Here is a 13,528-nt window from a genome sequence, read left to right as displayed (position 1 = left end):
GGCGGCACATGAGCACCAGCAGTGAAGCCATGGCGCAGCTGAAGGAATTCCGCCGTTCGATCGACAATTTCGACGCGGCGCTGATCCATATCCTGGCCGAGCGGTTCCGGGTGACCAAGGCCGTCGGCGCTCTGAAGGCCTCGGCCGACCTGCCGCCATCCGACCCGAATCGCGAGGCCGAGCAGGTTGCCCGGCTGCGCGATCTGGCGAAATCCGCCGATCTCGATCCGGATTTCGCCGAAAAATTTCTCGAATTCGTCATTCGCGAAGTCATCCAGCATCACAAGCAGGCAGCTTCGAAATGATTTCACCAATCTGGCGCTGAACAGCGTCCGAAGAGTTTCAACCCAACAGCCAACAAGTCTGCTTACTCAAAGGAAAAGAAAATGGCACTGAAAATTCGTCTGGCCCGTGGCGGCTCCAAGAAGCGTCCTTACTACCATGTTGTCGTTGCCGACGTGCGCAGCCCGCGCGACGGTCGCTTCATCGAGCGTCTGGGCTACTGGAACCCGATGCTGGCCAAGGACGACGCGACCCGCGTCAGCCTCAACCAGGAGCGCATCCAGCATTGGCTCGACAACGGCGCGCTGCCGACCGACCGCGTCGCCCGTTTCATGGCTGAAGCCGGCATGATGACCCGCGATGCCCGCAACAACCCGAACAAGGCCAAGCCCGGCAAGAAGGCGCAGGAACGCGCCGCCGAGAAGAAGCAGAAGGAAGAGGATGCAGCCGCTGCTGCCGCCGAAGCCGCTGCTGCACCGGCCGAAGCACCTGCAGAAGAAGCAGCTGCGGAATAATTGCGACAGCGTCTCGCCCATCCTGACGGATGGGCGTTTTGCGCTATAGTGCGGGCGGCTTGATGCCGCCCGTTTCGCGTTGCCCACCCCGGAGATGTCCATGACCAAGCTTGAGCACCCCATTCTCATCGGCATCGTCGGCGCGGCGCAGGGCCTTCGCGGCGAGGTGCGGGTCAAGCCGTTCACCGAGGATCCGATGGCGATTGCCGAATACGGCGCGCTCTACACCGCGGACGGCCGCCGGTTCGAGGTCCTCGATCACCGCTTTGCCAAGACCGTTGTCGTGGTGCGCTTCCGCGGCATCAATGACCGCAATGCCGCCGAAGCGCTCAAGGGCCTCGAGCTGTTCATCGACCGCTCCAGCCTCGATGACGAGGAGCTGGAGGAGGGCGAATATTTCCATGCCGATCTCGAGGGGCTGGAAGCCTGGGACGCGGAAGGCCGGTTCTGGGGCACGGTGTCGGGCGTGCTGGATTTCGGCGGCGGTGATCTTCTCGAACTGCGCGACGAGGGCCGGAAGCCGGTGGTGATCCCGTTCACGCTGGCTGCCGTGCCGACGGTCGATCTTGAAGCTGGCCGGATCCTGGTCGATCCGCTGGCGGCGGGCCTGATCGACACCGGCGAGGATGACGGCCAGGAAGACAACGGCGACGCGGACCCCGAAGACCTTCCGGATGAAGACAGGCCGGAATGAGCTTTCGCGCAACCATCCTGACGCTCTACCCGGAGATGTTTCCGGGGCATCTCGGTCTGTCGCTGGCCGGCCGGGCGCTCGAGCGCGGCGATGCGGAGATCGAAGCGGTCAATATTCGCGACCATGCCACCGGCAGGCACCGAAATGTCGATGATACGCCGGCCGGTGGCGGCGCCGGCATGGTATTGAGGCCCGATGTGCTGGCGCGGGCCATCGATGCGGTCAGTCCGGAGGGTGACGTGCGGCCGCGGCTGCTGATGAGCCCGCGGGGCAAGCCGCTGACCCAGGCACGCGTGCGTGAACTGGCGGACGGTCCCGGCGCGGTGATCGTCTGCGGCCGGTTCGAGGGTGTCGACCAGCGGGTGATCGAGGCGCGCAATCTCGAAGAAGTCTCGATTGGCGACTATGTGCTTTCGGGCGGCGAGCCGGCGGCGCTGATCCTGCTCGACGCGGTGATCCGGGTGCTGCCCGGCGTCATGGGCAATGCCGCCTCAGGCACCCATGAAAGCTTCGAGACCGGGCTGCTGGAGCATCCGCACTACACACGGCCGCAAGTGTTTGAAGACCGCGAAATCCCCGCCGTGCTGACCTCGGGCAATCACAGGGCCGTGGACGAATGGCGCGAGGCGGAATCACTCAGGCTGACGCGTGAACGGCGCCCCGATCTTCTTGAGGACAGGAAAGATCAGCTGGCGAAGTAATACCAGCTCAGCAGCAGGCCGACGCCGACCACGAGGGCGCGAATGATTGATTGCGGCACCCGCCGTGCGGCCCAGACACCGGCATAGCCGCCAAGCGCGCCTGCCGGGATCATGATCAAGGCAGGCAGCCAGGCCACCACGCCGCCACCGGAAAACACCAGGAGCGCAACGAAGGCGATGACCACCGCGGTGACGTTCTTCAGAGCGTTGAGCTTGTGATAGTCGCCGCCCTTGGTCAGTCCGAGCACGGCCAGCATCATGATGCCCATGCCGGCGCCAAAGAACCCGCCATAGATCGAGGTGAGGAACTGCCCGACCATGCCGAGCCTGGTGATGGGCTGTTCGGCATGCAGCGATTTCGGTCGCAGATAGGGGCCGGCGGCAAAGATGATGGTGGCGGCGAGCAGCAGCCACGGCACCAGAGAGCGGAACGACGGGTTGGACATCGACACCAGGATCAGCGCACCGGCGAGGCTTCCCACCATCGACAGTCCTGCGATCACCCAGACCTCGCGCCCGGCCTCGCGGATCTCGGTGCGGTAAGCCAGGGCAGAGGTGACGTAGCCCGGAAACTGGGTCACGGAGGAGGTGGCGTTGGCCATGATCGGCGGAACCCCGGCCAGCGTCATGGCGCCAAAGGTCAGAAAGGTACCGCCGCCGGCAATGGCGTTGACCACGCTCGACAAAAAGCCGGCACTGAACAGAAGGACGATATCGAAAAGGGACATGGTGCGCCGGATTGCCTGAAGTCGAAAAGCTGCTTAGAGCATCTGGGCGCGGAGGGTTCAAGTGTGCCACAGGCGCCTCGCCACCACTCGTCAGGCGGCGGATTTCGCCGTGGAGCCCCGATCGGCAAGCCGCCCCGGCATATCCCGCTTGTGCCGCGCGCGGACCGGGGTGAACAAATTCACGGCGCAGGGCGTGACAAAACCGCGGCGATGGTGTATCTGCCCCGGCGATCGGCAAAGTCCGACAGCCGCGTCAACAGCGGCGCCTGCCAAACAATGAATGGTGAACCCGCTCCTGCCTTCACCGGCATAGCCTCGAGGATGATCCCGAAAACGGGACATGCCAAGATGGCGAGATGAGAGCGCTCTGACCGTTTGAGAAGAACGAAAGGTCAAGGACCATGAACATTATTGCCCAGCTGGAGGCCGAACAGGCCGCCAAGATTGAAGCTTCCCGCAAGTTTCCCGATTTCTCCGCCGGTGACACCCTGCGCGTCCAGGTGCGCGTGACGGAAGGCAAGCGGACCCGTCTGCAGGCTTTCGAAGGCGTCTGCATCGCCCGCTCCGGCTCCGGCCTGAACGAGAACTTCACCGTTCGCAAGATCTCCTACGGCGAAGGCGTGGAACGCGTGTTCCCGATCTACTCGCCGCTGGTCGAGGCCGTTGAAGTCGTCCGCCGCGGCAAGGTGCGTCGCGCCAAGCTCTACTACATGCGCGACCGTCGCGGTAAGTCGGCCCGTATCGTCGAGAACACCGGCACCCGCGCCCGCAAGCTCAACGAAGCCGAGCGCCAGGCGCTGGCCGAGGAGAAGGCACGCATCGAGGCCGAGAAGATCGCAGCAGCCGAGGCCCTGGCCGCCGAAAAGGCAGCAGCAGAGGCCGCTGAAGCCGCAGCCGCAAAGGCAGCAGCCGACGAAGCCGCAGCCGCTGAAGCTGCAGCACCGGCCGAAGAAGCCAAGAGCGAATAAGCCGCTCCATCATGATTTGACGATCCTTCGGGGTCGGTTGAAAAAGCGCCGGGAAACCGGCGCTTTTTTTGCGTTCCGGGTCCGGACTTCATTGCCGTGCCGATTCCGGCCTGTCGCTCTGGCAGACCGGAATTGCGGCAAACCGTTCAAAACCGCACGACCGGGTTAATCCTCTGCTAAGCCGGATCGGCGACACTCGGCGCTCACGTGAGCGCGCATTTGCACGGGGCAGGGTCCGGATGACGATTTCTTCGATGATGAACATGGCGCTCTCGGGCATGCGCACCGAGCAGAACCGCCTGGCCACCGTTGCCGGCAATATCGCCAATTCCGGTCCGGGTGCCACAACCGATGCCGCAGCCGAAACCGACGCCGAGATCAGCCTCGCCAATGAGCTTCTCACCCTCAAGCAGGCAGAAACCGGCTTTGCGGCCAACGCCCTCGTGTTCGAAACCGGCGCCGACCTCTGGGACGTGCTGATGAGCATCAAGAGGGACTGAGGCTGGTGGAGTTTCTGCCTCTCCCCTTGTGGGAGAGGCTTCGGAGCGATTGCCGCAGGCAAGGAATCAACGAAGTTGATTTCAGCGAACGAAGGCCTGAGCGCGGCGGCGCGCGAAGGCGTGTCACGGTCTTGGCGCGATAGCGCCAAGTCGTAGATTTTTCAGGTGAGGGGGTGGTCCCGTCTCCGAAACCGACCCCCTCTCTTGGAATTTCTAGCACTTGGCTGAAGCCAAGCTGCTGATACAGCCTTCGCGCGGCGTCGCGCTGAGGCCTTCGGCCACCGCTTCGAAGTCTCTCCCACCAATGGGGAGAGGGTGCGCGCTGCGCCATCGCATGAAAATCTCCGGCGTTGTGGAGCAATTGCCACAAAATTGATATGGGGACTTAAGACGGCGTTACGATCTAACTGTACCTTGATGGAAAACCATTTGCCACTTAAGGCCATCATGCTTCCAGACGGAGCTTCGCAGCACACGCCGTTTCGAACCATCCTGATTTGAGTGCTCTGTTTCGTAGGTTAAAATGACCGCGTCATTCGAAATGGGCATGAGGACGTAGTTCGATGATCGGAAGTTACCATCATCGGCCCCGCTCTCCTGAACGTGAAGATCGATAATGTTTCTTCGGTCGTATATGCTCCCAGAGGCTCCAAATTCCACAAACCCTTCTGCGAGCAACGTTTTGAGGGCTTCCCTAGAACGCCGAACATCTGGGCGGTGAAGGGCTTCTTCGAGGGATTGGATTTCCTCAAGGCTGGGAACGCTCGTCAATGGCTTCGCCTCGCTCGGTACACCACTTGAATGTAGCTGTGATCTCACTTCATGCAACTGTCGGACATGCGTTCCGAAGGTTTGCGGGACTTTCTCCATAATGCCAAAATCTCCCCCATTTCTTCCACACCCTCCAGGTCCCCTGCCACACTCATGCCGCTCCCGTCACCGGATGGATCGCGAACGTTGCGGTCCAAGCGGGAGGAAGGCCTCCGGGTGGCTGCCGTAACGTGCGGCAGGACGATGGAGGAGGCGGTGCACCGGCGGGTTCCGCTGGCAGCAGGATCAGCCTGAACGGGATGCCCTTGCGGGACGTCCAACGGGATGACCGGCCAAGCCAGCCACCGGATAAATCCTTGCCCCTTGTGCCGGCCAGCGCCGGCCGGCTGTCAGGGTGAGGGTGGAAACGGGCCTGTGGCGGGCCGTCTTGCGGATGCGGGAAGGGCGTCTGGCGCAGTGTCAGCCGCCCTGGCGTTCCCGGATCATAAACGCAAGGCCCAACCCGTGCCGGACGATGCCACCCGTCGCTCAAGGCTGCCCGTGTCCGGGCGGCGAACAAGCGGCACGCGACCGCCTGTCGGATGCGGACACCATCCGGCGATATTCGGGCCCGCGCGCAATCTGCGCCACCCCGCATGCTACCGCGAAAGCGGGGCATGCACACCAAACCTTTTCCGAACGGCACAGCCTGCGCGCGGCCCTCCGGACTGTCCCTTCCAAAACTCCTCGCGTCGCGGCGCCTGGAGGGTTTCTGCTTGCTGCACGCTCCCCCTTGCGGCCCATCGAGCCGCATTGCAAAGTGCGGGCCAAGCGCTCCACGCCGACAGGCGATGCGCCCGGAAATCAGTCCCGAGACCTCATCAGGGAGAGTGTCATGTCATTTCGCAAAATTGTTTCGGCCGCAGCCGCGGTCTTCATCGGGCTGGGCGCTGCCAGCCTGCAGGCGCAGGATCTGCCGGATCTTGGCGGCGAGACGGTGGTGGTGGTCACCGAGAATGCCTATCCGCCGCTGCAGTTCATCGATCCAAAGACCGGTGAGCAGATCGGCTGGGAATATGATGCGATGAACGAGATCGCCAAGCGGCTGAATTTCACCGTCGAGTACCAGAACACCTCCTGGGACGCGATGATCCAGTCGGTTTCCGACGGCCAGTACGAGATCGGCATGACCGGCATCTCGATCAAGGAAGACCGCAAGGAGAAGGTCGATTTCTCCGATCCCTACATGCGCTCGGAAATGTTCATGCTGGTGCGCGGCGACGAGGAGAGGTTCAGCGATGCGGCTTCCTTCGCGGCATTCGAGGACGGTCTCGTGGGCGCGCAGCCCGGCACCACGCCGTTCTATGTCGCCGTCTATGACGTGCTGGACGGCAACGAGCAGAATCCGCGCATCAAGCTGATGGAAACCTTCGGCGCCACTGTGCAGGCGCTGAAGACCGGCGATGTCGACATGGTGCTCACCGACGGGGTTGCCGGCAAGGGCTATGTCGAGGCCTCCGACGGCGGCCTCAAGCTCGTCGGCGGCCCGCTCGGCACCGACGATTTCGGCTTCATCTTTCCCAAGGGCTCGGAACTGGTCTCACCGGTCAACGCGGCGATTGCGGCGATGAAGGCCGACGGCACCATCGACGCGCTCAACACAAAGTGGTTCCTCGACTACAAGCTTGGCGGCTGAGAGCGATCGTGCCGATCGTTCTTGACGGATACAGGCCGGGGGCGCTTGGCGGCGTCCTCGGCCTGCACATGGACTATTATGCGGCCGAATGGGGGTTCGGGCAGGCGTTCGAGACCAAGGTCGCGGCGGAACTCGCGGCGTTTCTCGCCCGGATGGATCCGGTGCGCGACCTGTTCCTGACCGCTTGGCGCGGCGATGCACTCGCCGGCTCGATCAGCATGGACGTGACCGGCGGCGGGCCGGACGGCGCGCATCTCAGATGGTTCGTGGTCGCCGGCAGCGAACGTGGCAGCGGGCTTGGCAAGGAGCTGATGCGCCGCGCCATCGAGCATGCGGACAGCGTCGCGGCAGGCCCGGTCTGGCTCACCACCTTTGCCGGACTTGAGGCGGCGCGTGCGCTCTATGAACGGCACGGCTTCATCCTCAGTTCCGAGAGCGAGAACGACCAGTGGCGCGGCGGGGTGCGGGAGCAGATGTTCATGCGCCCGGCGCCGGCCGGCGCACCGGTGGAAAGCTCTCACCCGTGACAATGGCACCGAAGCAGGACGACAAACCGGACTTCCCCTGGTGGCTCCTGGCCGCCGGCGCCATCGCGCTGTTTCTGGCGATCCAGATTGCGATCAACGATCTCTACAGCCAGATCTTCACCATCGTCTCCAGGGGCGTCTGGATCACCATCTTCGTCACCCTCGTCGGCTTTGCGCTGGCCACCGGCTTCGGGCTGCTGCTGGCGGTGATGGGCCTGTCGCGATACCTGGTGCTCAGGCAGATCGCGCGGTTCTATGTCGAGATCATCCGCGGCATCCCGATCCTGGTGCTGTTGTTCTACATCGCCTTTGTCGGCGCACCGGGCTTCGTCGTGGCGTGGAACTTCCTGATGACGCCGCTGATCGAGGCAGGGCTGATCGGCGAGATGCTGGTGCGCGATGTCTCGCTTCTGTGGAGGGCGATCATCGCGCTGACCATCGGCTATTCCGCCTTCATCTCGGAGGTGTTCCGCGCCGGCATCCTGTCGGTGGAGACAGGCCAGATCGAGGCGGCCAAGGCACTGGGGCTCAACCCGCTGCAGCGCTTCCGTTTCATCGTGTTGCCGCAGGCGATCCGCACCATTCTGCCGCCGCTCGGCAATGATTTCATCGCCATGATCAAGGATTCGTCGCTGGTCTCGGTGCTTGGCGTCGCCGACCTGACGCAGATGGGCAAGGTCTATGCCTCGGGCTCGTTCCGGTTCTTCGAAACCTATTCGATCGTCGCCTATGTCTACCTGCTGCTCACCGTCGGCCTGTCGCTGGCGTTGCGCGCCCTGGAAAAGCGTCTGAGGCGTGCCGATGAGGAACGCTCTGGCGGGCGGGACTAGCCAGATACCCGAGGTTGAAATCCGCTGCAGACAAGGCGGTGCCAAAACCCCCTATATCTCGGTGGAATTTCCGGCAATCAATTGATAAACATCGAGTTTCTGCAAATTTCCATGTTCAATTTAGGGTTTTGTTAGTCTGACCCTTGCAGGTTGCGGCCAGTGCAACCCGGGGATTGATCCGTGCCTTCCAGACTTACCGCCAGAAGCTTCACAGGCTGGTTCATGCTGTTCCTGAGCCTGCTCGCGCTGGGGACGGTGTTTTTCGGTCAGGCCCTGTGGTTCGTGGTCCCGGTGATTGCCGGACAGGGCTGCATCAGCGGCGGGACTTGCGGGGCGATGGCGGCGGTTCTCGGCCTTTGGCTTCAGCCCGGCCTGCTGATTGCCGCTTCTGTCGTCGGGGCAATGGCATTTTACGGGCGTGGCCTGGCGGTCGGCTCGCGGCTGTGGGCGCTGTTTCCGCTGGCCTTGCTGATGCCGTATCTGCCCTCGCTGTTCATGCTGGGCAATCTATGGGGTGTGAATCTCGGGTCATTGTTTCTGTTCTTCCCGCGCTGGAGCCTGTTCGAGCTGATGCCGCTGATGACGCTGGGTGTGCTGTTGTGCTTCCAGGTGGAATACACACCCGGATTTGCCGATTCGATTGCGCGGACGCGGCTCTATGGCAGCATCCCGATCGGCGTGATCTATGTCGGCAGCTGCGTGTGGGTCTGTTCGGATCTGCTGCTGTCGCTGTCGCCCAATCTCGGGCTTCCGGTCGCCGTGGCGCAGGACATCAGGGATCTGCTTTTCTTCCCGCTCTCGGTTGCAAATGGCGAAGTGTTTGCCGGGCTTCCGCCGGGCGGGGTCAGGCCCGACCTGGTCGTGCCGCTGGGGACGGTCATCAACCTTGTTGCCTTTCTTGTGCTCTCCTATGCGCTTGCGCTTGACAGCTCGGGCAGGCTTCGCCGCACCAGTGCACTGGTGCTCATCGACCTGATCGACAAGAATGGCGACAATCGGGACAAGCCGATGTTCCGCCCCGGCCGCAGATTCGACGAGTGAATTCTGCCAACGGCGGGAGGCGGCATTCAACTCTGGCCAGGCAGGAGACAATCATGGCTCACCGCAGCAATCGGGAACTCGAACAGGTTTATGCCGCCAGATCACCGGACGAGCTGGCCGCTGCCTACGCCGCCTGGGCCGCCGCCTACGACCGCGACACCCTGGCCGCCGGTTACTGCCTGCCGTTCCAGGTGCTGGCCTGGGTCGCGCGATACATCAGGCCGGACGCCGGGCCGCTGCTCGACGCGGGTTGTGGCACAGGACTGTCCGGGCCCTATCTCAAGGCGCTCGGGTACGACCGGATCGCCGGTCTCGATTTCTCCGAGGAGATGCTCAAGGTGGCCGGGTCGCGGAACGCCTACGACGATCTCAGGCGCGCCACGCTCGGCGAGGTGCTGCCCTGGGCGGACAATCATTTCGCCGCGTTCTTCTCCACCGGCGTGTTCACAGAGGGACACGCTCCGGCCTCGAGCCTTGAAGAACTCTGCCGCATCACGAGGCCGGGCGGGGCGGCGATCTTCACGGTGCGGGACACGATTTTCCACAGCGGCGGATTTGGCTCCATAATCGAGGATCTGGGCGCGCGCGGCATCTGGCGGCCAATGGAACAGAGCCCGCCGTTCCGGGCCTTCGCGCTCGATGAGCCGGACGTTCTGGTCAGTGCACACGTGTTCGAGGTGCTGGCCTGAGCGGGCTCAAGATCCGGCTGCCGAGGGTTCGGTCCGCTGCATGTCGGCTGAAACCGCGGCCAGGATCCATTCCCGGAACGCCTTGATCTTCGGATTGTTGCGCCGGCTTGCCGGGTGCACCAGCCAGATGCCGATATCATCGCTGCAGTGATGGTTGAAGGGCGCGATCAGCCGCCCGGAAGCGAGTTCTTCAGCGAAATAGATGTGATTGAGCATGGCGACGCCTTGGCCGGCCAGCGCCGCGTTGGCGCACAGGTCCTGCTCGATGTAATTGTGGCGCTTGTGGACCGACAGGTCGGGCGGCTCAACACCCGCACTGGCAAACCAGGTTTGCCAGGAGTCCTGCTGGGCGCCGATGATCGGCAGGCGCAACAGGTGCCTGGGTTCGGTTATCCCGCCGGCGCTTGCCGCCAGTGCGGGGCTCAGCATCGGGGCAAAGGAAAACCGGCCGAGCAAATGGCACTCCTGCTCCGGCCAGGGGCCGACGCCCCAGCGGATGGAGATATCGGCGGGATCGCGGTTGAAATCGGTGATCTTGCTCACACGCAACAGCCGCACGGCTGTTCCGGGCCAGGCAAGCTGGAAGCTGCCGAGATTGCGGGCCAGCCAGTGCGAGGCAAAGGTCGGCGAGGAGTGGATTTCCAGTGTCTGGCTGGATGGCTGGACGGCGGCCAGCATGGCGTCGCCAAGATGCTCGAAGCCCTTGCTGACGCTTGGCAGCATGCGCTCGGCGGTCTCGGTGTTGACAATCCGGCGCGGTTGCCGAAGGAACAGCTGTTCGCCGATGTGCTCCTCCAGCAACTTGATCTGGTAGCTCACCGCAGTCTGGGTCATGCCCAGTTCTTCGGCGGCGCGGGAAAACCCGCCATGGCGGGCCACCGCTTCAAACACCCGCAGCGCGTTGAGCGGGACCCTCCTCGACAGTTTCATCGATAAGTTCTCTTTATGGGCTCAGACAGGAATTCCGTTGGAATTTCAGGCTTTCGTGCGTCACTCTATCTCCAGAACACATCAAAAGACCACACCCTCCAAAAAGGAAAGAGCGATGAGCGGTCATGATCGCGCTTCGCAGGGCCGGTTCGCGCGGCTCTGCGGGCCAGCAAAACCATTGTGCCTTGCAGTCCGTAGAGCGGGCCGGCTTCTCGCATGTCTGCTGCCCGGCCGCAGGGTGATGGCTGCCGACGAGCTGGATGAACGGCTCAAGCGGGACATCGGGTACACTGACCGGATCAGCCTGCGAGACCGTCGGACGGCCCATTACCGGAAACTGCTGGAGCGCGGCCAGCCCTTGGCCTGAGCCGTTTGCGCCGAACTTGCGGCCGGAACCAGCCGGCGGTCTGCGGCGTTACCCCGGCATGATTGGCCTGATCGAGGAATTCTCGTTGTCGACGAGCCTGCCCTGGCAGGTGATTGCCGTGCGGTTGCTTCTTGCCACCGGCCTGGGCGGCGTGCTTGGTTTCGAGCGCGAGATCGCCGAACGGCCGGCGGGGCTGCGCACCCACATGATGATCGCGCTGGCGGCTGCGGTGTTTGCCGTCATCGCACTGGAAATCATCGCCATGCCCGCTTTCTCCGACGATCAGATCCGCACCGATCCGCTGCGGCTGGTCGAGGCGATTACCGCCGGGGTAGCGTTTCTGGCCGCGGGCTCGATCCTGATGCGGCGCGGCAAGGTTCAGGGGCTGACCACCGGGGCCGGAATGTGGCTGGCGGGCGCCTGCGGGCTTTCGGCAGGGCTCGGCCTGTGGCCGGTGGCGCTGTTGTCCTGCCTGCTGGGCGGGTTGGTGCTCGCGCTGGTGCGCCGGCTCGAAACCCGGGTCATGCCAAAACCGAGTGAGCGGTCGGTCGAGCGGTCGATCAAACAGTCCGGCGATTCCGGTGACGACGGCTGAAGCGGCCTGGCCGGCAGGAGCATCTATTGCTCCAAGCTCATATATGATTGCCGGTCTGTCCAAAAATTGGTATGAGCCGGGACATGGGATCGAAATTCAGATGTCTCGCGCCTCAAGTCTTTGTGCTGCAGGATCACAAGCGCCTGCCGGCGCGGTTCTTCGCGCGCATTTCCGGGGCGCTGTCCAGCCTCGGCGCCTGAGGCCTGCGTTGCTGCCGCCATCCCGCTGGCGGACTTCAGATCCATGCTCTTTCATCATTTACACGGACCACCACCATGACCGCACCGCGCACACTCTATGACAAGATCTGGGACGACCACCTGGTCGATCAGCAGGAGGACGGCACCTGCCTGCTCTATATCGACCGTCACCTGGTTCACGAAGTCACCAGCCCTCAGGCCTTCGAAGGCCTCAGGACCGCACACCGCAAGGTTCGCGCGCCGGAAAAGACGCTGGCCGTCGTCGACCACAACGTGCCGACCTCGCCGGACCGGGCGCTCGGCATCAAGAACGAGGAAAGCCGCATCCAGGTCGAGGCGCTGGCCACCAACGCGGCTGATTTCGGCGTTGAGTATCTCAACGAGAACGACAAGCGGCAGGGCATCGTCCACATCGTCGGCCCGGAGCAGGGCTTCACCCTGCCCGGCACAACAATCGTCTGCGGCGACAGCCATACCTCGACCCACGGCGCTTTCGGTGCGCTGGCGCACGGCATCGGCACTTCCGAGGTCGAACACGTTCTCGCAACGCAGACGCTGATCCAGAAAAAAGCCAAGAACATGCTGGTCGAGGTCAATGGCGAGCTGCCCGAGGGCGTCACCGCCAAGGACATCATTCTCGCCATTATCGGCGAGATCGGTACCGCCGGCGGCACCGGCTACGTCATCGAGTTCGCCGGCGAGGCGATCCGCGCGCTGTCGATGGAAGGCCGCATGACGGTCTGCAACATGACGATCGAAGGCGGAGCGCGGGCCGGCCTGATCGCGCCCGACGAGAAGACCTATGCCTATTTCAAGGACCGTCCTCGCTCGCCCAAGGGCAAGGCCTGGGATATGGCTGTCGAGTACTGGAAGACGCTGCCGTCAGACGAGGGCGCGCATTACGACAAGATCGTCCGGCTCGACGCCGCCTCGCTGCCGCCGATCGTCTCCTGGGGCTCGTCGCCCGAGGACGTGATCGCCGTCACCGGCGTGGTGCCGAACCCCGACGATATCAAGGACGAGGCCAAGCGCACCTCGAAATGGCGCGCGCTCGACTACATGGGGCTGAAGCCCGGCACCCCGATCACCGACATCAAGATCGACCGGGTGTTCATCGGCTCGTGCACCAATGGCCGCATCGAGGATCTGCGCGCCGCGGCCAAGGTGGTCGAAGGCAAGACCGTCAACGCCAATGTCGACGCGATGATCGTTCCAGGCTCGGGCCTAGTCAAGGAACAGGCGGAAGCCGAAGGCCTCGACGTCATCTTCAAGGCGGCGGGCTTTGACTGGCGCGAGCCTGGCTGCTCGATGTGCCTGGCGATGAATGACGACCGGCTCAAGCCCGGCGAACGCTGCGCCTCGACCTCGAACCGCAACTTCGAAGGCCGCCAGGGTTTCAAGGGCCGCACCCACTTGGTCTCCCCGGCGATGGCAGCGGCCGCGGCGGTTGCCGGGCATTTTGTCGATATTCGCGAGTGGAAATAGGGCTTTTGCAGGCCGCGTGATGCCGGCCCA

General features: G+C 63.4%; 17 protein-coding genes. 14 read left to right on the top strand and 3 right to left on the bottom strand.

Translation table 11 applies throughout. The features are described from left to right. Positions 1 to 8: 8 nt before the first annotated feature. The 4 genes from GTW23_RS10930 (at position 9) to trmD (ending at position 2,192) form a co-directional block, all read left to right on the top strand. The gene (locus GTW23_RS10930) at positions 9 to 305 is read left to right on the top strand and encodes a chorismate mutase (protein ID WP_152011160.1); all 297 of its coding nucleotides are present in this window, start codon (positions 9 to 11) and stop codon (positions 303 to 305) included. Positions 306 to 386: 81 nt separating this feature from the next. Then, positions 387 to 797: a 30S ribosomal protein S16 gene (rpsP, locus tag GTW23_RS10925; protein ID WP_152011161.1), complete on the top strand. Its 411-nt coding sequence runs from the start codon at positions 387 to 389 to the stop codon at positions 795 to 797. Between the two features lie 100 nt (positions 798 to 897). Then, positions 898 to 1,491 carry a ribosome maturation factor RimM gene (gene rimM, locus GTW23_RS10920; RefSeq protein ID WP_152011162.1) on the top strand — a complete coding sequence of 198 codons (594 nt, stop codon included), beginning with the start codon at positions 898 to 900 and terminating at the stop codon, positions 1,489 to 1,491. Then, a complete protein-coding gene (gene trmD / locus GTW23_RS10915; protein ID WP_252915791.1) occupies positions 1,488 to 2,192 on the top strand; it encodes a tRNA (guanosine(37)-N1)-methyltransferase TrmD in 705 nt (234 codons plus the stop codon). The genes rimM and trmD overlap by 4 nt, the downstream gene beginning before the upstream one ends. On the opposite strand, the gene GTW23_RS10910 is transcribed toward trmD, so the two are convergent. Further along, positions 2,177 to 2,920 carry a sulfite exporter TauE/SafE family protein gene (locus tag GTW23_RS10910; protein ID WP_252915789.1) on the bottom strand — a complete coding sequence of 248 codons (744 nt, stop codon included), beginning with the start codon at positions 2,918 to 2,920 and terminating at the stop codon, positions 2,177 to 2,179. The two genes, trmD and GTW23_RS10910, sit on opposite strands and share 16 nt — an antisense overlap. Before the next feature lie 401 nt (positions 2,921 to 3,321). Here GTW23_RS10910 and rplS point away from each other — a divergent pair, with 401 nt between their 5' ends. Both rplS and GTW23_RS10900 read left to right on the top strand, forming a co-directional pair. Further along, entirely contained in the window at positions 3,322 to 3,888 is a 567-nt protein-coding gene (gene rplS / locus GTW23_RS10905) for a 50S ribosomal protein L19 (protein WP_152011165.1), read from the top strand. A 239-nt stretch (positions 3,889 to 4,127) separates the two neighbouring features. Then, positions 4,128 to 4,388: a flagellar basal body protein gene (locus GTW23_RS10900; protein ID WP_252915787.1), complete on the top strand. Its 261-nt coding sequence runs from the start codon at positions 4,128 to 4,130 to the stop codon at positions 4,386 to 4,388. 396 nt (positions 4,389 to 4,784) lie between these two features. On the opposite strand, the gene GTW23_RS10895 is transcribed toward GTW23_RS10900, so the two are convergent. Next, on the bottom strand, positions 4,785 to 5,258 hold the full coding sequence (locus GTW23_RS10895; RefSeq protein WP_252915786.1) for a nuclear transport factor 2 family protein: 474 nt from the start codon (positions 5,256 to 5,258) through the stop codon (positions 4,785 to 4,787). Positions 5,259 to 6,033: 775 nt separating this feature from the next. Between GTW23_RS10895 and GTW23_RS10890 the strand changes: the two genes are divergently transcribed. From GTW23_RS10890 to GTW23_RS10870, 5 genes are all read left to right on the top strand, one after another. After that, positions 6,034 to 6,834 carry a transporter substrate-binding domain-containing protein gene (locus GTW23_RS10890; RefSeq protein WP_252915784.1) on the top strand — a complete coding sequence of 267 codons (801 nt, stop codon included), beginning with the start codon at positions 6,034 to 6,036 and terminating at the stop codon, positions 6,832 to 6,834. A gap of 8 nt (positions 6,835 to 6,842) precedes the next feature. Continuing rightward, positions 6,843 to 7,361 carry a GNAT family N-acetyltransferase gene (locus tag GTW23_RS10885; RefSeq protein WP_252915783.1) on the top strand — a complete coding sequence of 173 codons (519 nt, stop codon included), beginning with the start codon at positions 6,843 to 6,845 and terminating at the stop codon, positions 7,359 to 7,361. 2 nt (positions 7,362 to 7,363) lie between these two features. Then, positions 7,364 to 8,191 carry an amino acid ABC transporter permease gene (locus GTW23_RS10880; protein ID WP_252916302.1) on the top strand — a complete coding sequence of 276 codons (828 nt, stop codon included), beginning with the start codon at positions 7,364 to 7,366 and terminating at the stop codon, positions 8,189 to 8,191. Between the two features lie 180 nt (positions 8,192 to 8,371). Beyond that, positions 8,372 to 9,232, top strand: a complete 861-nt coding sequence (locus GTW23_RS10875; RefSeq protein WP_252915782.1) for a hypothetical protein — start codon at positions 8,372 to 8,374, stop codon at positions 9,230 to 9,232. Between the two features lie 53 nt (positions 9,233 to 9,285). Beyond that, on the top strand, positions 9,286 to 9,921 hold the full coding sequence (locus GTW23_RS10870) for a class I SAM-dependent DNA methyltransferase (RefSeq protein WP_252915781.1): 636 nt from the start codon (positions 9,286 to 9,288) through the stop codon (positions 9,919 to 9,921). A 6-nt stretch (positions 9,922 to 9,927) separates the two neighbouring features. Here the strand turns inward: GTW23_RS10870 and GTW23_RS10865 are convergent, their stop codons facing one another. Continuing rightward, entirely contained in the window at positions 9,928 to 10,851 is a 924-nt protein-coding gene (locus tag GTW23_RS10865) for a LysR substrate-binding domain-containing protein (RefSeq protein ID WP_252915780.1), read from the bottom strand. A gap of 115 nt (positions 10,852 to 10,966) precedes the next feature. Here GTW23_RS10865 and GTW23_RS10860 point away from each other — a divergent pair, with 115 nt between their 5' ends. The 3 genes from GTW23_RS10860 (at position 10,967) to leuC (ending at position 13,498) form a co-directional block, all read left to right on the top strand. After that, positions 10,967 to 11,218 (top strand): hypothetical protein, encoded by a 252-nt coding sequence (locus tag GTW23_RS10860; RefSeq protein WP_252915779.1) that lies wholly within the window; start codon positions 10,967 to 10,969, stop codon positions 11,216 to 11,218. A 58-nt stretch (positions 11,219 to 11,276) separates the two neighbouring features. Beyond that, positions 11,277 to 11,813 carry an MgtC/SapB family protein gene (locus GTW23_RS10855; protein ID WP_252915778.1) on the top strand — a complete coding sequence of 179 codons (537 nt, stop codon included), beginning with the start codon at positions 11,277 to 11,279 and terminating at the stop codon, positions 11,811 to 11,813. A 275-nt stretch (positions 11,814 to 12,088) separates the two neighbouring features. After that, a complete protein-coding gene (leuC, locus tag GTW23_RS10850) occupies positions 12,089 to 13,498 on the top strand; it encodes a 3-isopropylmalate dehydratase large subunit (RefSeq protein WP_252915777.1) in 1,410 nt (469 codons plus the stop codon). Positions 13,499 to 13,528: the final 30 nt, after the last annotated feature.

The organism is Parahoeflea alexandrii (genome assembly GCF_024105735.1).
GTDB lineage: Bacteria > Pseudomonadota > Alphaproteobacteria > Rhizobiales > Rhizobiaceae > Hoeflea > Hoeflea alexandrii.
Note: the sequence above shows the minus strand (reverse complement) of the source record. Positions and strands in the feature narration are given on the sequence as shown.